The organism is Sphaerisporangium krabiense (genome assembly GCF_014200435.1).
GTDB lineage: Bacteria > Actinomycetota > Actinomycetes > Streptosporangiales > Streptosporangiaceae > Sphaerisporangium > Sphaerisporangium krabiense.
This window is the reverse complement of sequence record NZ_JACHBR010000002.1, coordinates 418,153-434,635: the sequence shown is the minus strand read 5'-3', so window position 1 is coordinate 434,635 and position 16,483 is coordinate 418,153. Positions and strand designations below refer to the sequence as shown.

The window sequence follows — 16,483 nt, the reverse complement described above, 5'->3', positions numbered from 1 at the left end:
ATCACGCCGGTTGTGCCTTCCTATTCGCCGACGCAGGGCGACCTGCTGGAACGGAGGACGACGAGGTGAGCGCACAAAGGAGCGAGACCACCACGACGACCACGGGGTCGAGCCGTGGCTCCGCGGAGCTGGCGAGCGAGCGCGGCAGGACCACGATCGCCGAGACGGTGGTCGCCAAGATCGCGGCGATGGCCGCCCGAGAGATCTCCGGCGTGTACGCGATGGGCGCGGGGATGACCCGGGCCATCGGCGCCGTACGGGAGCGCCTCACCGGCGCCCCCGGGAGCACGCAAGGAGTGACCGTCGAGGTGGGCGAGCGTCAGGCGGCGGTCGACCTCGACATCATCGCCGAGTACGGGGTCCCGATCCCGGACATCGCCACCGGAACCCGCCGCAACGTCATCGAGGCGATCCAGAAGCTGTGCGGGCTGGAGGTCACCGAGGTCAACATCGCCGTCCAGGATCTGCACCTGCCCGGCGAGGAGTCCGAGGAGCCGCAGGAGGCCCGGGTCCGATGACGTCCACGACCGGCCGGGCCGGCGCTCCTGAGCGGCTGGAGGACCGGATCGCCCAGGCGGTGACCGGCTGTCCCGGCATCGCCTCGCTGGCCGGGGGCCTCCACCTCGGCCGCGGGCCCGCCGGGGTCGCGGTGCGCGACACCGGGGTCGAGATCACCGTCGTCGCGCGGTACGGCAGGCCGATACCGGAGATCGCGGACGAGGTGCGCGCGGCCGTCGGACCGCTGGTGCCGGGGGTCCCGGTGGACGTGCGCGTGAACGACATCGCCACCCCCGGGGACGCCGCGGGGGATGAGGACGCGCCGTCGAGATCGACGGGGGAAGGTGACGGAAATGGATGAAACCCGCTGGTGGCCGGCGATCGGCCTGCTGTTCGGCACCGCCTTGGGGTTCGCCGCGATCGTGGGAGGCTGGGCGGCGTTCGTCATCGTGCTCGTCCTCGGCGTGGCGGGCTACGTGGTCGGCCGCATGCTGAGCGGCGATCTCGAGGTGAGCGGCCTGCGCGGCCGGAGGCGCACATGAGCACCACGGCCCCGTACGGCGGCCTGTCCGCGCCGGAGTCGCGGGGACGCACCGACATCGCCGACCGCGTGCTCGAGCGCGTCGTCGCGCACGCGGTCGCCGAGGTGGAGGACGCGGGCGGCCTCGCGCCGCGCGTGCTCGGCGTGCCCCTCGGCCGGGACGCCCGCGACGTCGCGCCGCGGGTCACCGCGCACGCGGAGGGCCAGGTGGCGATCGTGAAGGTGGCGATGTCGGCGACCTACCCCGCGCCGGTGCGCGACCTGGCGCGGCGGGTGCGCGACAACGTCATGGCCCGGGTCCGCGAGCTGACCGGCCTGGAGGCCAGGCAGGTGGACATCGAGGTCACCCGGCTGATCGGTCCGGGGCCAGGGGAAAGGCGCGTGCGGTGACCACGCCCGGCGACCCCACGGCCCCCTGGCCCGGCCACGGGAGCCCGCCCGACCGGCCCGAAGACTCCTGGACCGGCCAGGAGACCTCGCCCGGCAAGCCCACCGCCTCCGAACCCGACCGGTATTCCGAGCCGCCGGAAGGCCCGGCCGAGGAGCGCCCGCCCGTGCGGCACGGCGTCGCCCGGCGCGCGGCGGCACGGGCGTTCCGTCCCCGGCGGGGGATCTCCGCCACCGTCACCGCCCTGCTGCTCACCCTGGCCGCGCTCCTCACGCTGGCCGGCGCCGTCTCGGCCGCGACGGGCACGGACATGCGGATGCCGCCGTGGTCCTGGTTCACCGACTTCGCCGCCGGTCCCGTGGACGACCCCGGGCACCTGGCGGCGGCGAGCGGCGCGGTCGCGCTCGGGCTGTTCCTGCTGGGGCTGGCGTTCGTCCCCGGCCGGGTGCGCGTCGTGCCGCTCGCGCCCGACGACGCGATGACGGTCACCGGCATCACCCGGGGAGGGCTGCGCCGCCACCTCGCCACGGTCGCCGAGGGCGTCGACGGCGTCTCGCACGCCCGCGTGCGGGTGGGCCGCCACGGGGTGCGGGTGAACGCCACGACGCCGCTGCGCGACCCGGGCGCCCTGCCCGGCGAGGTCGCCGAGGCCGTCGAGGACAGGCTCGAGGAGCTCAGGCCGCTGCGCCCCCTGCGGGTCCACGTCGACGTCACACGGAAAGAGGGGTGACCAGGTGAGACAACCGCCCGCCGCCGCCAACCGCGTCGGCCTGGTGCTCGTGGGGCTGCTGCTCGCCGGCGCCGGCGTCGTGTGCCTCGTGCGCGCGCTGGGGCTGCTCGGGCCGCCGAGCGCGCCGCTGATCCCGCCCGAGGTCGCCGCCTTTCCCGCGGGCCGGCCGTGGGTCTGGCCCGTGGTCATCGTGATCTCGCTCATCGTCGCCCTGCCGGCGCTGCGCTGGCTGCTGGCGCAGGGGCGCACCGGCACGCTGCGCACGCTCGACCTGGAACCCGACCCGGCCCACGGCGCCACGCGCCTGTCGGCGAGAGCCGCCGCCGGGGCGCTGGAGGACGACCTGATCGAGAGCCTTCCGGGGGAACGGGTGCGCGCGTCGTTGTCGGGGTCCGCGGACGACCCGCGCCTGGCGCTCGCCGTCGTGATCCCCGACCGCGCCGACCCCGCCGCCGCGCGGCAGGGGATCAGCGGGGCGGTCGGACGGCTGCGGCGGTCCCTGGAGATGGAGCGGCTGCCCGCGACGATCCGGATGCACACCGTCCGCACCCGCACGTGACCTCCGCGGCGGCCGGGCGGCGCTTGCCCTGCACGCGGTTCGCGACCGGCCACGAGACACGCGGACCACAGACGACCACGGCGCGACGGAGCGGCCGTGGGAGGAGGGATCATGGGAGCGCGCACGCGTGAGATGACGAGGACGCCGTTGCAGATGGCCGCGTTCGTCATCGGGCTTGTCTTCCTGGCGTTGGGGATCCTCGGGTTCATCCCCGGGATCACCACCGACTACGGGTCCATGGGCTGGGCCGGGTACCGATCCACCGCTTTCCTGTTCGGCGTGTTCCAGGTCTCGGTCCTGCACAACTTCATCCATCTGCTGTTCGGCATCGTGGGCGTCAGCCTCGCGCGGACCTGGGCGGGAGCCCGCGCCTACCTGGTGTGGGGCGGCGTCCTGGCCCTGCTCTGGTGGATCTACGGGCTGGTCATCGACCAGAACAGCCCGGTCAACGCCATCCCGGTCAACACGGCCGTCAACTGGCTGCACTTCTTCCTCGGCATCATCATGATCGCCCTCGGCGCGACGCTCTCGCGCCGCACCCCCTCCTCCCGCCGGACCTTCTCGGTCTAGCCCCGGGAGGAGATTTTTCCGTTCCACCCGTCGGAGCGGAGGGCTCCCGGGCGATGAAGGGGATGTGAACCTACCGGCGGGAGTGGAACCGGACCCGGGGGCGGCGCTGCTCGCGTTGTACGACGCGGCGCTGCCCCAGGTCTACGGCTACCTGCTGTCCCGCTGCGGGCAGCGGGCCCTGGCAGAGGATTTGACGGCGGAGACGTTCCTCGCCGCCGTCGAGGCGGTGCGCAGGCGGCCGCCCCCCGAGGTCGGCGTCGCCTGGCTGGTCGGCGTGGCGCGGCACAAGCTCGTCGACCACTGGAGGCGGGCCGAGCGCGAGCAGCGCGGCCTGCGGATCGTCCACGGGCTCCCCGTCGAGCCCGAGGACCCGTGGGACGAGCGGCTGGACGCCATGATCGCGCAGGAGGTGCTGGCCGGGCTCGGCCCGCACCACCGCGGCGCGCTGGTGCTGCGCTATCTCGACGGGCTGCCCGTACCCGAGGTCGCGCGGCTGCTCGGCAGGACCGTGCACGCGACCGAGGCGCTGCTCGTGCGGGCCAGGAAGGCGTTCCGAGAGAACTACGAGAGATCGGAGGGCCGCGATGTCTGATCCGTTGTCTGACCCGTTCGAGGCCCTCCTGCGGCCGGCGACGGCCGCCGACCCCGATCCCGCCTTCGCGGCGCGGCTGCGCGCCCGCCTGGAGCGGGAGCTGCTCCGTCCCCGGGAGCGGACCCAGAGAACCCACGACAGGAGAGGGACCATCATGCCGTCCACCTCGACTTCCACCTCGACCTCCACCGCGACCCCCACCGCGCTGCGGCAGGGCGACGTCGGATTCGTGTCGCTGCGGGTGCCGGACGCCGGCCGGGCCGCCGCCTTCTACCAGGCCGTGCTCGGCTGGCGGTACGAGCCGGGCGGCGATCCCCGCGGCCGTCTGGTCGAAGGGCTCACCCTTCCGCACGGCATATGGAGCCAGGAGGGGGCGCGCACGCTGTGGGCCTGTCACCTCGTGGACGACGTGCGGGCGGCCGCCGAGCGCGTCCGCGCGGCCGGCGGGCGCGCCGAGGAGCCGGTCCAGGAGCCGTACGGCCTCGTGTCGGCCTGCGTGGACGACCAGGGGCTGGAGTTCAGCCTCTACGAGCTGCCCGGCGCGAGCGCCGAGACCGGTTCCACGGCGCAGGGCGAGGTCGTCTACCTGACCATCGAGGTGCGCGACGTCGACCGCGCCCGCGCGTTCTACGGAAGCGTCCTCGGCTGGAAGTTCGCCCCCGGCAACGTGGAGCACGGATGGCGGGTGCGCGCCGGAGACGCGGAGGTGCGCCCGATGACCGGCCTGTGGGGCGGCCGGGACCGTGCCGCCGTCGTGCCGATGTACGCGGTCGACGACATCGACGCGGCCGTCGCCCGGGTGAGGGCCGCCGGCGGGACCAGCACCGACCCCGAGCGGCAGCCGTACGGCATCACCGCCGAGTGCGCCGACGACCAGGGCGTCCGGTTCTATCTCGGGCGGATTCCCGGCTGATCCGTGCCGATCCACGCGGCGCCGATCCACGCGGTGCCGATCCGTGCCGAACGGCGGTGACCGGCGCGATCCGGGCCGGGCTCTTCTCGGTGTGACAGGGGCGGCCGAGAGGAGTCTGGCCCAGAAATACGGATATGTCCGGACTCATTGCCCGCGATCGCTAGCATGAGCGATTGCCGGCGAGGTTCCGCGGAGGGTTCCGGTCCCGCGCCGAACGTCCGGATGAGATCGGGGGGTCCGATGGCACAGGCCGCGATCGTCCCGCCGTGGGACGGCCGATGACCGTCTCCGCGCGCGCCAGGAGCCCCCGGGACCGGGCGGCGGACGCCACAGCGGACTCGACGGCGGACGCCGCGGGCGACGGCCTGGCGCGTTTCCAGGTGCTCGGGCCGCTGACCGTCACCTCCGGCGCCGGAGGGGACGCCCGCGAGGTGCCGGTGCCCGGCAACAAGCTGCGCGTCGCGCTGGCCGGGCTCCTGCTGCGTCCCGGCGAGACCGTCCCCGTGGGCCGGCTGGTCGCCTGGCTGTGGGACGAGGAGCCCGAGGACCACGACCGCGCCAGGGCCACCGTCCACACCTATGTCAACCGGCTGCGGCGGCTGCCCGAGATCCGCGACGTCGTGCGCACCGTCCCCGACGGCTACCGCGCCGACGTCGGCCCGGGCGTCCTGGACCTGCTGCGCTTCCGCGCGCTGACCGGCCACGCGGGCCGGGCCGCCGCCGCCGGGGACCTCGAGGGGGCCGCGCGCGCCTACGCCGAGGCGATGGGACTGTGGCGGCGTCCCCTGCTCTCCAACGCCGAGTCGGCCGCGCTGCACGGCGACGAGGTGGCGCCGCTCACCGAGGAGTGGCTGCACGCCCAGGAGCGGTGGGCCGACATCCGCCTGAGCACCGGCGGCCACGCCGAGCTGGTCGCGCCGCTGCGCGAGCTGACGCGCGCCCACCCGCTGCGCGAGCCGTTCTGGGAGCGGCTCATGCTGGCGCTCTACCGCAGCGGGCGCCCGGCCGAGGCGCTGCGGGCCTACCAGGAGGTCGGCGCCGTGCTGGCGGAGGACCTCGGGGTGGACCCGGGCCCGGCCCTGCGCGACCTGCACCGGTCGATCCTCACCGAGGACCCCTCCCTCGGCCCCGCGCCCGGACGGGCGACGCTCAAGCCCCCCGCGCAGGTGCCCCGGCAGCTCCGCCCCGACATCCCGGGCTTCGCCGGCCGCAAGGCCGAGCTGGCCGCGCTCGACCGCGTCCTCGCCGGCGCCTCCCCGTCGCAGGCGGGCACGATCGTCTCGCTGCAGGGTACGGCGGGGTCGGGCAAGACCGCGCTCGCCGTCCACTGGGCGCACCGGGCCCGCGAGCGCTTCCCCGACGGGCAGCTCTACCTGGACCTGCACGGGTACGGGCAGGGCAGGCCCGTCCAGGCCGCGGCGGCGCTGGAGACGCTGCTGCGCTCGCTCGGCACCCCGCCCGACCGCGTCCCGGCCGGCCTGGAGGAGCGGTCCGCGCTGTACCGGACGCTGCTGGCGGGCCGCAGGACGCTCGTGCTGCTCGACAACGCGGGCGGCAGCGAGCAGGTGCGCCCGCTCGTCCCCGGCGCCGGCGGCGTGCTGATCGTGACCAGCCGCAACCAGCTCCGCGGCCTGATCGTCCAGTACGGCGCGCGGCGCGTCATCCTCGACCAGATGCCCGCGGCCGAGGCCGTCGAGCTGCTCGCCGGGGTGCTCGGCCCCGAGCGCGTCGCCGCCGACCCCGCCGCGGTGGCCGAGATCGTCGAGCGCTGCGCCCGGCTGCCCCTGGCGCTGCGCATCTTCGCCGAGCGCGCCGCCCGCTTCCCCGGGACGCCGCTGCGGCGGCTCGTCGCCGACCTGCGGGACGAGCGCACCCGCCTGGCCGCGCTGGACACCGGCGACGGCGACGACACCGACCTGCGCACGGTGTTCTCGTGGACCTACCGGGCGCTCGACCCGGACTCCGCGCGCCTGTTCCGGCTGCTCGGCCTGCACCCCGGCCCGGAGGTCGGCGTGGGCGCGGCGGCCGCGCTGGCGGGAGAGGACGCCGCGGCCGTCACCCGGCTCCTGGACCGGCTCACCGCCGACCACCTGCTGCGCTCCCGCTCCCCCGGCCGGTACGACTTCCACGACCTGCTGCGCGACTACGCGGCCGAGCAGGCGCGCCTCGCCGGGGACGCCGATCCGCAGTCCGGTGCGGATCCCCTGCGCCGCGTCGTCGAGTGGTACGTCCGCACGGCGCGCGAGGCGGCGGCCCATCTGCCCCCCGGCGGGCGGGAGCTGCCCCCGGAGCCGGAGGGGGCGGGCGTGGTCCCGCAGGAGTTCGACGACGCCGAGCGTGCCGTCGGATGGTACGAGGAGGAGTTCCCCAACCTGGTCGCCGCGGTCCGCCACGCCGCGGCGCGCGAGTGGCACGACGCCGCCTGGCGGCTCGGCCGCGCCATGGCGCCGTTCGCCGAGTTCCACGTGCCGGGACCGGCGTGGCTCGACGTGCGGCGGGCCGCGGTGCGCGCGTGCAGGCGCGGCGGCGCGGCCGTCGAGGAGGGCTGGGCGCTGGCCGGTCTGGCCGCGACCTACGCGCGGCTCGGGCGGCTGGAGGAGGCGGCCGCCCGCTACGGCGACGCGCTGGCGGTCGCGCGGCGCACCGGGGACCGCGACCTGGAAGGGGAGGCCCTCACCCACCTCGGCCGGGCGTACTTCCGGCTCGGGCGTCACGACCGCGCGGTGGAGTGCCACGACCGGGCGCTGACCATCGCGCGCGGCGGCGGCGACCGGCGGCTGGAGGCCGGCACGCTGAACCACATCGCCGAGAACGACAACGGCCTCGGCCGCCACGAGGAGGCGGCGCGCGGCAGCCTCGAGGCGCTCGCCATCTACACCGAGCTCGGCGACCGCTACCACCGGGCCGAGGCGCTGCGCACGCTGGGCACGGCGCACGCCGCGCTCGGCCGCCTGGCCGAGGCCGCCGCGGCGTTCGACGCGGCGCTGGAGATCATGCGGGACTTCGAGGACCGCCGGGGCGAGGCGGGCGTGCTGAGCCGCCTCGGCGACGTGCTGGCGGCCTCCGGCGACCGGGACGGCGCGCGGGCCCGCCGGCGGGAGGCCGCGGCGATCGTGGCCGAACTCGGCGACGACCACCCGGCCCGCCCGCCCGGCGGCCCGGCGAAGACCGGCCCCCGCTCCTCCGATCCCCGCCGGGCCTGAACCCCCCTTACTGATCCGGCGCGGGCGCCCCTGTGGCCCGCGCCGGGCGCCGGATCAGGCGCGAGTGACCCGGACGCCGGCGCGAGTGACCCGGACGCCCGCGCGGGTGACCCGGACGCCCGCGCGTCCGAGGGCGGGAACGGGCGTACCGCCGGCCGTCCGTCGTGTCGTGCGCATGGCGACTCCCTTCGTTCTGCGCCCCTCCTTCGGGGCGGTCGACGTCGAAATTAGGGACCCGTCCTCACAACCCGCTCACACGGCGCTGACAGTCGGCGACAGGGGGCGATACGCCGGTCACGCTGACGACAGGGTCAGATTTCCGGACATTGAGTGGTCCGGAGGGAGCTGCGAAAGTGTTCGATATATGGCTAGGTTCAAAGGGAGACGAGGGGATCCTGGGTGACTGGAGAGCGCGTGCGTACCACCCTGAGCGTGGAGCGGCCCCAGAGCGTGCCGGTGGCGGTGGCTCTGGCTCCCGGCGTGTCGATGCTGGCGCTGATCACCGACGCGCTCGGCGGGCGGCTGCGCGGAGCGCCCGAGTCATGGCGCCGCATGATCCGCTCGGTCGCCGTGCCGGGCGACGGGCCGATCGTGCGCTCGCTGGCGACCCCCGGCTACAGCGTCGTGCCCGACCTCGTCTTCCCCGGCACGCCGACCGGCGACATCCCCATCGAGACGCAGATCGAGATCCTGCGCGACCTGCCCGGCCAGGCGCTGCTCGACGACCTCGCGGCGATCACCGGCGGGCGCGTCCCGCCGCACTGGCGCGCCGCGGCCGAGCGCCCGAAGGCGTGGCTGCACGGCTACGCCGGCCTGCTGGAGCGCGTCTGGTCGGTCATGGGCGACGTGTGGACGCGCGCCCGGCCGCTGATGGACCGTGAGATCGAGCGGGTCGCCATCGCCGCCGCCCGGGGGTCCATGGACGCGGTGCTCAACGACCTGCACGCGGGGTGCATGTTCCAGGACGGCGCCTTCAGCTTCCCCGACACCGAGCCGGCGCGCTTCCACATCGGGTCGCGCAGGCTCGTGCTCATGCCCATGATCACCGGGCCGACCTCGATGGTGAGCAACCTGGACGGCCCCGAGGTGGTGTGGATCGGCTACCCCCTCCCCCTGGCGGGAACGCTGGCGTCCCGGGCCCCCAGGGAGAGGCGCGACGGCGACGCGCTGGTGCTGCTGATGGGCGAGGCGCGGGCGGCGATCCTGACCAGCCTGGAGCGGCCGCTGACCATGGGCAGGCTCGCCGAGATCACCCGGCACGCCCCGAACGCCGTCACCTACCACTGCGACCGCCTGGAGACGGCGGGCCTGATCCACCGGCAACGGTCCGGCCGCGAGATCCACGTCGAACGCACCGACCGCGCGACGGCCCTGGTACACCTCCTCGGCTCCTGACCGGGCTCAGCGGGCCAGGCGGTCCAGCCATTCGGCGAGAAGGACGCGTTCGGCGGGGCTGAGCGGGGTCTCGTGCCCGCAGAGCGCGGCGCGCAGCGCCATCGCGCGGCCCGCGACGCCGGCGTGCGGATCGGGGCCCGGCGCCTCGTCCCCGGTGACGATCGCGCCGAGGACGGCCTCGCGGGTCACGGTGGACATCTCCGGGTCCCGCTCCTCGGGGGCCGTGGCGATGAGGCTCAGGGTGACGCCGATGCCCGCGGCGTGGACCATGCCCGCCGCCCTGCCCACGCTGGTCTTCAGCCGTCCGGCGTCGGCGATGCGCGTGATGATCTGCTCCAGCATGGACGCGGCCCGGCGCGCGGCGGGCGAGCAGACGCCCGGGTGGGCGTCGCCGTACATCAGCACGTAGAAGGCCGGGCGGGACAGGCCGAAGTCGACGTGAAGGTCCCACCCGCGGCGCAGGTCGGCCACCGGGTCCTCGGAGCGGCCCATGCGGGCCTTGCTCGTCAGATACTCCTCGAAACCGTAGGCGGCCACGGCGGCCAGCATGCCGTCCTTGTCGCCGAACAGGCGGTACAGCGTCGGGGCCTGCACCCCGGCGGCGGCGCCGACCGCGCGCGTCGAGACGGCGTCCCGGCCGCCCTCCGCCAGCAGGTCGGCCGCCGCGCGCAGGACTCGGTCTCTGGTGCTGAGGGTCTCGGTGGGCATGTACCAAAGCTAACAGATTCAAGGTAGCGACGTTAGGCGTAGCGGTGCTACCGTCATTGCGTTAGCGATGATCGTGACGTCCCGGCGTGCCGGGAGGATTGGACGAAGCCATGGGCACCCGCACTCTCGGCAGCACCGGCCCCACCGTGTCCGCCCTCGGGCTGGGGCTCATGGGCATGTCGGACATGTACGGCCCGGCCGACGAGGCCGAGTCGATCGCCACCGTCCGCGCCGCGCTCGACGCCGGGGTCACCCTCCTGGACACGGGCGACTTCTACGGCATGGGCCACAACGAGATGCTCCTGCGCGAGGCGCTGAAGGGCCGCGCCCGCGACCAGGCCGTCATCAGCGTCAAGTTCGGGGCCCTGCGCGATCCCGGCGGCGCCTGGGCCGGCTTCGACGCGCGGCCCGCCGCCGTGAAGACCTTCCTCGCCTACAGCCTGCGCCGGCTCGGCACCGACCACGTCGACATCTACCGCCCGGCCCGGCTCGACCCGGCCGTCCCCATCGAGGACACCATCGGCGCCATCGCCGAGCTGGTCCAGGCCGGGCACGTCCGCCACATCGGCCTGTCGGAGGTCGGCGCCGAGACGATCCGGCGCGCCGCCGCCGTCCATCCCATCGCCGACCTCCAGATCGAGTACTCGCTGCTGTCGCGGGGCGTCGAACGCGAGATCCTGCCCGCCACCCGCGAGCTCGGCATCGGCGTCACCGCCTACGGCGTGCTGTCACGCGGCCTGCTCGGCGGACACTGGAGTCCCCGGCGCGAGCTGGGCGCGCGTGACTTCCGCGCCACCAGCCCGCGGTTCTCCGACGGCAACCTGCGCCGCAACCTCGACCTGGCCGAGCGCCTGCGCGCCGTGGCCGCGGCCAAGGGCGTCACCGTCGCCCAGCTCGCCATCGCCTGGGTCGCCGACCGCGGGAAGGACATCGTCCCTCTGATCGGGGCCCGCCGCCGCGACCGTCTGGCCGAATCCCTGGCCGCCGAGTTCATCAAGCTCACCCCCGGCGACCTGACCGCCATCGAACAGGCCGTCCCCGACGGCGCCGCCGCCGGCGACCGCTACGCCCTCGCCCAGATGCGCTCGCTGGACAGCGAGGCATGAGGCCGTGGCCGCCGTGGCCGGGCTCAGATCTCCTTCAGGAAACCCGAGTCCACGGCGAAGTCGGCGCCGGTGGTGCTGGCCGAGCGGGGAGAGGCGAGCAGGGCGACCGCGTCGGCGATCTCCTGCGGGTCGGCCAGGCGGCCCGTGGTGAGGTTCATCATCTCGGGGGCGATCTTGTCGAGCGCGTCGTCCCGTCCGGCGCCGGCCTGGGCGGCGATCATGTCGGCCACGCCGCCCTGGTCGGTCCACCACGGCGTGCGCACCGGCCCGGGCGAGACCGTGTTCACCCGGATGCCCCGCGACCCGAACTCCACCGACAGGGCCTTGCCGAGGTTGGTCATCGCGGCCTTGGCGGCGCCGTAGTCCACGTTGATCGGGGACGGCTGCCGCGCGTTGCCCGAGGACACGTTCACGATCGCGCCGCCGCCGCGCTCCAGCATCAGCGGGATCGCCGCGCGCACCGCCCTGACGACGGAGAACAGGTTGAACTCGAACATCGCACGCCATTCCTCGTCGCCGGCGTCCAGGAACGAGCCGCGCGGCAGCGTCACGCCCGGCGGCGGCCCTCCGGCGTTGTTGACCAGGATGTCCAGGCCGCCGAAGGTCTCGGCCGCCCGCGCCACCACTTCCTCCGGCGCGGCCGGGTCCATGAGGTCGGCGGGCACGTGCACGAGATCGGGGCAGGCGAGCGCCTCCAGCCCCGGGCCCCGCGTGCGGGAGGTCGCCACGACCCGGGCCCCTTCCGCCAGCAGCGTGCTGGTGACGGCCAGTCCTATGCCCTTGGACGCCCCGGTGACGACCGCGACGCGTCCGGCGAGCTGCAAATCCATGGTGGTGCCTTTCCTCGATCATCACACGCCGCCGGACGACGGCCGGGCGACGTCCGGTTCGGACGTCGCGGCCCTCGTGAGCCGTCCCGCGGCGGTGCCGCTCTTCGCGGCCTGGCACGACGTTATGGCCGCTGACCTGCGGCGCCCCGGCGCGATTCGGACCCCCTTCTCCAGCGGAAAAGAGACCGCCAATCCCCGCTCCCCGCCGAACCCCCCGAACGACGCGCCCGCGCTCCCCCGGGAAACGGACATCCGTCAGGCGCATAACGGTCCGCGTACCACCGGAAATCGAGTGGACCCGGAAGGCCCGCTCGCATAGGACGGTTCTCGCGCGACCACGGGCACAGGGGGACGCCCGGCCGCGCCGCGCCGGCCCGCGACAGGCGAGTGGGAGACCGCGACCCGTCACGAGCGCGGGAGGCCGGCGTGGGAGCGGGGGAGGTCGCGTCGTCTCGGGATCGCAGGAGGTAAGTGTGAAGCCGCAGGAGTACGCGGAGTTCGACGCCACGGGGCTCGCCAGGGCGTTGCGGGTGGGAGAGGTGGGGCGGGCAGAGGTCGAAGAGGCGGCGCGGGAGGCTTTGGAGTCGGTGAACTCCGAGGTCAACGGGCTGGCGCTGCCGTTGTTCGCCGAGGCGCTCGCCGGTTCGCCGGACGGGCCGTTCGCCGGGGTGCCGTTTCTGATCAAGGACAGCGCGCCGATGGCGGAGGGCGTGCCGTTCTCCCTGGGCAGCCGTGCCCTGCGCGGCGTCACGGCCCGGCACGACAGCGACGTGATGGGCCGGTTCCGGGCGGCCGGTCTGGCGACCCTGGGAGTGACCACCGTCCCCGAGATGGGCCTGAGCTTCTCCACCGAGCCGGTCAGGTACGGCCCCACCCGCAACCCGTGGGACCTGACGCGCGGCGTGGGCGGTTCGAGCGGGGGCGCCGCCGCGCTGGTCGCCGCGGGCGCCGTCCCCGTGGCGCACGGCAACGACGGGGCGGGCTCGGTGCGCGTCCCGGCGTCGTGCTGCGGCCTGGTGGGCCTGAAGCCGAGCCGCGGGCGCACGCCGTGCGGCCCCGACATCGGCGAGGCGTTCTTCGGCATGGCGTGCGAGTCCGCGCTCACCCGGACGGTGCGCGACTCGGCCCGCTTGCTGGACGCCCTCCAGGGGCCGGGGGTGGGCGACAAGTACACCGCCCCTCCCCCGGCACGCCCCTACGCCGAGGAGGTGGGCGCGGACCCGGGCAGGCTGCGCGTGGCGGTGACGACCCGCGCCTGGTCCGGCGTGCCCGTGGACCCCGAGGTGGCCGTGGTGGCGGTCGAGGTGTGCGGCGTGCTGGCGCGCATGGGCCACGAGATCGGCGAGGCGACGCCCGCCCTCGACTGGGAGGACGTGCTCGGCGTCACCGTGCCGTTCGGAGTGATCTCCACGGCGGCGCCGCTGCTGAACGCCCCCCGGCGACCGGACCCGGCCCTGCTGGAGGCGGTCACGCGGCGCCTGCTGGAGGAGGCCGGGCGGATGACCGCGCTCGACCTGGCGGCCGCGTTCGACGCGCAGAACCGGCTGAGCCGGTCGGTGTGGGCGTTCTTCACCCGGTACGACCTGCTGGTCACCCCCACGCTGGCGGGACTCCCCGCGCCGCACGGCACGCTGCGCTACGACGATCCCGGGCACACCTTCCGAAGCTGGCAGGAGTCGATGTTCGCCTACGGCCCCTTCACCGCGCTGTTCAACGTCACCGGGCAGCCGGCGATCAGCCTGCCGCTCGGACAGAGCCAGGGCGGCCTGCCGGTCGGCGTCCAGATCGTGGCCCCGTACGGCCGTGAGGACCTGCTGTTCCGGGTCGCCGCCCTCCTGGAGGAGGCCATGCCGTGGCGGGACCGGGTGCCGCCGGTCTTCGTACGGTGAGAGAGGTTTGAACGGAACATTAGCCCCAAATATCGACATTCCGGGTATGTAGCTCTGGACCGGACCATCGACTCAAGGGGTAGCCATGAGCACACCCAGCGCCGAGAAAAGGGCACACGACGTGATGCATCCGGGGGCCCAGTGCGTCGGCGAGCACGACAGCGTGCGCTCGGCGGCCCGCATGATGCGCGACCTGAGCGTCGGCGCACTGCCGATCTGCGGGGAGAACGACCGGCTCAAGGGGATCATCACCGACCGCGACATCGTCGTGAAGTGCGACGCCGAAGGCAAGGATCTGGACCAGACGACCGTGGGCGAGATGGCCGCGGGCCTGGTCTGGATCGACGGCGAGGCCAGCATCGAGGAGACGCTGGTGACGATGACCGAGCACCAGATCAAGCGGGTGCCGGTCGTGGAGAACCACCGCCTGGTCGGCATGATCAGCGAGGCGGACCTGGCCAAGGAGCTTCCGGACGAGCAGCTCGCGGAGTTCATCCACCGGGTGTACGCGGGAGCCTGACCCCGCGCGAGAAAGGGACCGCGCCCGGCCGTGATCGGCGCGCCGGGCGCGTCCGTGAGACCAAGGCCCTCGCCGGGTGGCACGGTGCTCGGCGAGGGCTTCCTCACGCCGCCGTCAGGACACCCACGAGGTCCCCGATCAGGGCCTCGTCCAGGGGTTCGCGGGTGGCGAGCAGCCGGTACCACAGCGTGCCGAAGACGATGTCGGCGACGGTGCCGGGCGGCGGAGCGGCGGGCAGGTCGCCCCGCGTGCGGGCCCGGTCCAGGATGACGCCGAGCGCCTCGCGGCGGCGCCGAAGGAAGGCGGCACGGAAGCGCGCGCCGAAGTCCTGGTCGATCTGGGCCTCGGCCATGAGAGCCCGCAGCACGCCGGCGACCTCGCGGGAACCGCCGAGCGCGAAGGAGGCGGCGAGGAAGGCGCGCAGGTCGCCCGCGTAGCTTCCGGTGTCGGTCAGGGGAACGTGCAGGTCGGCCTGTTCCGCGAGCGCGTCGAGCAGCACGTCGGCCTTGGCCGGCCACCACCGGTAGATCGTCTGTTTGCCGCACCCGGCACGGGCGGCGATGCCCTCGACGGTGAGGCGGGCGTACCCGACCTCGCTCACGATCTCGAACGCGGCGGCGAGGATCGCCCGCCGGCTGTCGTCGCTGCGCCTGCGCCCCGGACGGCCGGGCCGCCCCTCCGGCGCGCCCGCACCGGCCCCGACCGCACGCAATGCGGCGGCGTCCCGGCCGGGATCGCCGGGCGGAACCGGTGGCCCGGGCACGCCGAAAACACTGTGGTCGTTCATCGCCGCCCATGCTAGCGTAATTCGAGACGATACGGTTCGATTTGGAGCGTGAGGATGACCGAGAAGACCGCGCTGATCGTGGGCGGGACGTCCGGGATCGGGCTGGCCACGGCACGGCGGCTGCACGCGCTGGGCGCGCAGGTCCACGTCGCGGGCCGGAGCCGGGACCGGCTCGACGCCGTCGCGGCGAGCGACCCCAAGATCGCCGTGCATCAGGCGGACGGCGGGGACGCCGCCCAGGTGACGGAGCTGCTCGGCGAGCTGGGCACGGTGGACTGGCTGATCCTGAGCCTGTCCGGCGGGGAGGGGATGGGCCCGATCGCCGAGCTCGACCTGGACGCCCTGCGCCGGGGCTTCGACGCCAAGTTCTGGGCACAGCTCACCACCCTCAAGGCCGCCCTGCCGCGCCTGGCGCCCGATGGCTCGATCACCTTGATCAGTGCGAGCAGCGCCCGCATGGCCATGCCCGGGACGGCGGGGCTCGCGGCGCTGAACGGCGCGGTGGAGTCGCTCGTCAGGCCGCTGGCCGTCGAGCTGGCCCCGATCCGGGTGAACGCCGTCTCCCCCGGCCTGGTGGACACGCCCTGGTGGGACGGGATGCCCGAGGACGCGCGGCGGGCGTACTTCGCGCACGCGGCCGGGCTGCTGCCCACCCGCCGCATCGCCACCGCCGACGACGTCGCCGAGGCGGTCGTCCTCGCGGCGACCAACCCCAACGTGACCGGCACCGTTCTGGAGACCGACGGCGGCGCCCGCCTGGTCTCCCTCGCCTGAACAGGCCAAGAACCACCTGGACACCCAGGAAACCACCCGGTTGCACTGAAATCAGCACGAACAGCCTAAGAACCGCTGAAAGGTACTGAAACACGCCTGAACACGGTGGCAACTACCTATACATACCGAGAATCACCTCAACACCCTCAACCGGGTGCGCGGAAACCGCCCGAGTGCGCCGGTGACACGCGAAGGCCCCGCCCGGGAAAGAATCCCGGGCGGGGCCCCCACGTAGTGGGCCGATGTGCGGGTCGCCTCTCGGCGAAAAGCTCAACGCGGCTCCAGCCGAACGGTAGTCCGCGAAGGCGATAGTTGAGGCCCGGGGACACCAGACACATCAGCCACGAGTAATGTAACCACGCCCTCGCGGCAGATGTTCCCGCCCCGCCGTATTTTTTCCGGCCACGCCCCCGAAGCCCTGAGCCCACCCCGCCTCACGGCCCCGGCGCTGTACCACGCTCTCCCGCACGGCCGGAGTGC

General features: G+C 74.4%; 18 protein-coding genes. 15 read left to right on the top strand and 3 right to left on the bottom strand.

The genetic code is table 11. From position 1 onward, the window contains the following. Positions 1–65 precede the first annotated feature (65 nt). From BJ981_RS29960 to BJ981_RS29910, 11 genes are all read left to right on the top strand, one after another. Positions 66–518: an Asp23/Gls24 family envelope stress response protein gene (locus BJ981_RS29960; RefSeq protein WP_184616781.1), complete on the top strand. Its 453-nt coding sequence runs from the start codon at positions 66–68 to the stop codon at positions 516–518. Next, positions 515–859, top strand: coding sequence for an Asp23/Gls24 family envelope stress response protein (locus BJ981_RS29955; RefSeq protein ID WP_184616780.1), 345 nt, complete (start codon positions 515–517; stop codon positions 857–859). Before BJ981_RS29960 ends, BJ981_RS29955 begins: the two co-directional genes overlap by 4 nt. Further along, positions 852–1,040, top strand: coding sequence for a hypothetical protein (locus tag BJ981_RS29950; RefSeq protein ID WP_184616779.1), 189 nt, complete (start codon positions 852–854; stop codon positions 1,038–1,040). Before BJ981_RS29955 ends, BJ981_RS29950 begins: the two co-directional genes overlap by 8 nt. Further along, positions 1,037–1,429, top strand: coding sequence for an Asp23/Gls24 family envelope stress response protein (locus BJ981_RS29945; RefSeq protein WP_184616778.1), 393 nt, complete (start codon positions 1,037–1,039; stop codon positions 1,427–1,429). The genes BJ981_RS29950 and BJ981_RS29945 overlap by 4 nt, the downstream gene beginning before the upstream one ends. Next, the gene (locus BJ981_RS39500) at positions 1,426–2,157 is read left to right on the top strand and encodes a DUF6286 domain-containing protein (protein ID WP_184616777.1); all 732 of its coding nucleotides are present in this window, start codon (positions 1,426–1,428) and stop codon (positions 2,155–2,157) included. The genes BJ981_RS29945 and BJ981_RS39500 overlap by 4 nt, the downstream gene beginning before the upstream one ends. Positions 2,158–2,161: 4 nt before the next feature. After that, positions 2,162–2,716 carry an alkaline shock response membrane anchor protein AmaP gene (locus BJ981_RS29935; protein ID WP_184616776.1) on the top strand — a complete coding sequence of 185 codons (555 nt, stop codon included), beginning with the start codon at positions 2,162–2,164 and terminating at the stop codon, positions 2,714–2,716. 111 nt (positions 2,717–2,827) lie between these two features. Beyond that, positions 2,828–3,286, top strand: coding sequence for a DUF4383 domain-containing protein (locus BJ981_RS29930; protein WP_204070306.1), 459 nt, complete (start codon positions 2,828–2,830; stop codon positions 3,284–3,286). Positions 3,287–3,350: 64 nt separating this feature from the next. After that, a complete protein-coding gene (locus tag BJ981_RS29925; protein ID WP_184616775.1) occupies positions 3,351–3,878 on the top strand; it encodes an RNA polymerase sigma factor in 528 nt (175 codons plus the stop codon). Further along, positions 3,871–4,791, top strand: a complete 921-nt coding sequence (locus BJ981_RS29920) for a VOC family protein (protein WP_184616774.1) — start codon at positions 3,871–3,873, stop codon at positions 4,789–4,791. Before BJ981_RS29925 ends, BJ981_RS29920 begins: the two co-directional genes overlap by 8 nt. 278 nt (positions 4,792–5,069) lie before the next feature. Continuing rightward, positions 5,070–7,994, top strand: a complete 2,925-nt coding sequence (locus BJ981_RS39495; protein WP_184616773.1) for an AfsR/SARP family transcriptional regulator — start codon at positions 5,070–5,072, stop codon at positions 7,992–7,994. A 414-nt stretch (positions 7,995–8,408) separates the two neighbouring features. Further along, the gene (locus tag BJ981_RS29910) at positions 8,409–9,389 is read left to right on the top strand and encodes a winged helix-turn-helix domain-containing protein (protein WP_184616772.1); all 981 of its coding nucleotides are present in this window, start codon (positions 8,409–8,411) and stop codon (positions 9,387–9,389) included. A 6-nt stretch (positions 9,390–9,395) separates the two neighbouring features. Here BJ981_RS29910 and BJ981_RS29905 read toward each other — a convergent pair whose 3' ends face one another. Then, a complete protein-coding gene (locus tag BJ981_RS29905; protein ID WP_184616771.1) occupies positions 9,396–10,097 on the bottom strand; it encodes a TetR/AcrR family transcriptional regulator in 702 nt (233 codons plus the stop codon). A gap of 110 nt (positions 10,098–10,207) precedes the next feature. On the opposite strand from BJ981_RS29905, the gene BJ981_RS29900 reads away from it, so the two are divergent. Further along, positions 10,208–11,203, top strand: a complete 996-nt coding sequence (locus BJ981_RS29900; RefSeq protein ID WP_184616770.1) for an aldo/keto reductase — start codon at positions 10,208–10,210, stop codon at positions 11,201–11,203. 23 nt (positions 11,204–11,226) lie between these two features. Here the strand turns inward: BJ981_RS29900 and BJ981_RS29895 are convergent, their stop codons facing one another. Further along, positions 11,227–12,033: an SDR family NAD(P)-dependent oxidoreductase gene (locus BJ981_RS29895; RefSeq protein ID WP_184616769.1), complete on the bottom strand. Its 807-nt coding sequence runs from the start codon at positions 12,031–12,033 to the stop codon at positions 11,227–11,229. A 473-nt stretch (positions 12,034–12,506) separates the two neighbouring features. Between BJ981_RS29895 and BJ981_RS29890 the strand changes: the two genes are divergently transcribed. Then, entirely contained in the window at positions 12,507–13,922 is a 1,416-nt protein-coding gene (locus BJ981_RS29890) for an amidase (protein WP_184616768.1), read from the top strand. Positions 13,923–14,007: 85 nt separating this feature from the next. Further along, positions 14,008–14,442 carry a CBS domain-containing protein gene (locus BJ981_RS29885; protein ID WP_184616767.1) on the top strand — a complete coding sequence of 145 codons (435 nt, stop codon included), beginning with the start codon at positions 14,008–14,010 and terminating at the stop codon, positions 14,440–14,442. Positions 14,443–14,545: 103 nt separating this feature from the next. Here BJ981_RS29885 and BJ981_RS29880 read toward each other — a convergent pair whose 3' ends face one another. Continuing rightward, positions 14,546–15,229: a TetR/AcrR family transcriptional regulator gene (locus BJ981_RS29880; protein ID WP_184616766.1), complete on the bottom strand. Its 684-nt coding sequence runs from the start codon at positions 15,227–15,229 to the stop codon at positions 14,546–14,548. 54 nt (positions 15,230–15,283) lie between these two features. Here BJ981_RS29880 and BJ981_RS29875 point away from each other — a divergent pair, with 54 nt between their 5' ends. Next, positions 15,284–16,003 carry an SDR family oxidoreductase gene (locus tag BJ981_RS29875; RefSeq protein WP_184616765.1) on the top strand — a complete coding sequence of 240 codons (720 nt, stop codon included), beginning with the start codon at positions 15,284–15,286 and terminating at the stop codon, positions 16,001–16,003. Positions 16,004–16,483 lie beyond the last annotated feature (480 nt).

Coding starts and splice junctions, on each gene's coding strand:
- BJ981_RS29905 (WP_184616771.1), bottom strand. CDS start 10,097: ATGCCCACCGAGACCCTCAGCACCAGAGACCGAGTCCTGCGCGCGGCG.
- BJ981_RS39495 (WP_184616773.1), top strand. CDS start 5,070: ATGACCGTCTCCGCGCGCGCCAGGAGCCCCCGGGACCGGGCGGCGGAC.
- BJ981_RS29955 (WP_184616780.1), top strand. CDS start 515: ATGACGTCCACGACCGGCCGGGCCGGCGCTCCTGAGCGGCTGGAGGAC.
- BJ981_RS29945 (WP_184616778.1), top strand. CDS start 1,037: ATGAGCACCACGGCCCCGTACGGCGGCCTGTCCGCGCCGGAGTCGCGG.
- BJ981_RS29895 (WP_184616769.1), bottom strand. CDS start 12,033: ATGGATTTGCAGCTCGCCGGACGCGTCGCGGTCGTCACCGGGGCGTCC.
- BJ981_RS29875 (WP_184616765.1), top strand. CDS start 15,284: ATGACCGAGAAGACCGCGCTGATCGTGGGCGGGACGTCCGGGATCGGG.
- BJ981_RS29930 (WP_204070306.1), top strand. CDS start 2,828: ATGGGAGCGCGCACGCGTGAGATGACGAGGACGCCGTTGCAGATGGCC.
- BJ981_RS29885 (WP_184616767.1), top strand. CDS start 14,008: ATGAGCACACCCAGCGCCGAGAAAAGGGCACACGACGTGATGCATCCG.
- BJ981_RS29920 (WP_184616774.1), top strand. CDS start 3,871: ATGTCTGATCCGTTGTCTGACCCGTTCGAGGCCCTCCTGCGGCCGGCG.
- BJ981_RS29950 (WP_184616779.1), top strand. CDS start 852: ATGGATGAAACCCGCTGGTGGCCGGCGATCGGCCTGCTGTTCGGCACC.
- BJ981_RS29900 (WP_184616770.1), top strand. CDS start 10,208: ATGGGCACCCGCACTCTCGGCAGCACCGGCCCCACCGTGTCCGCCCTC.
- BJ981_RS29880 (WP_184616766.1), bottom strand. CDS start 15,229: ATGAACGACCACAGTGTTTTCGGCGTGCCCGGGCCACCGGTTCCGCCC.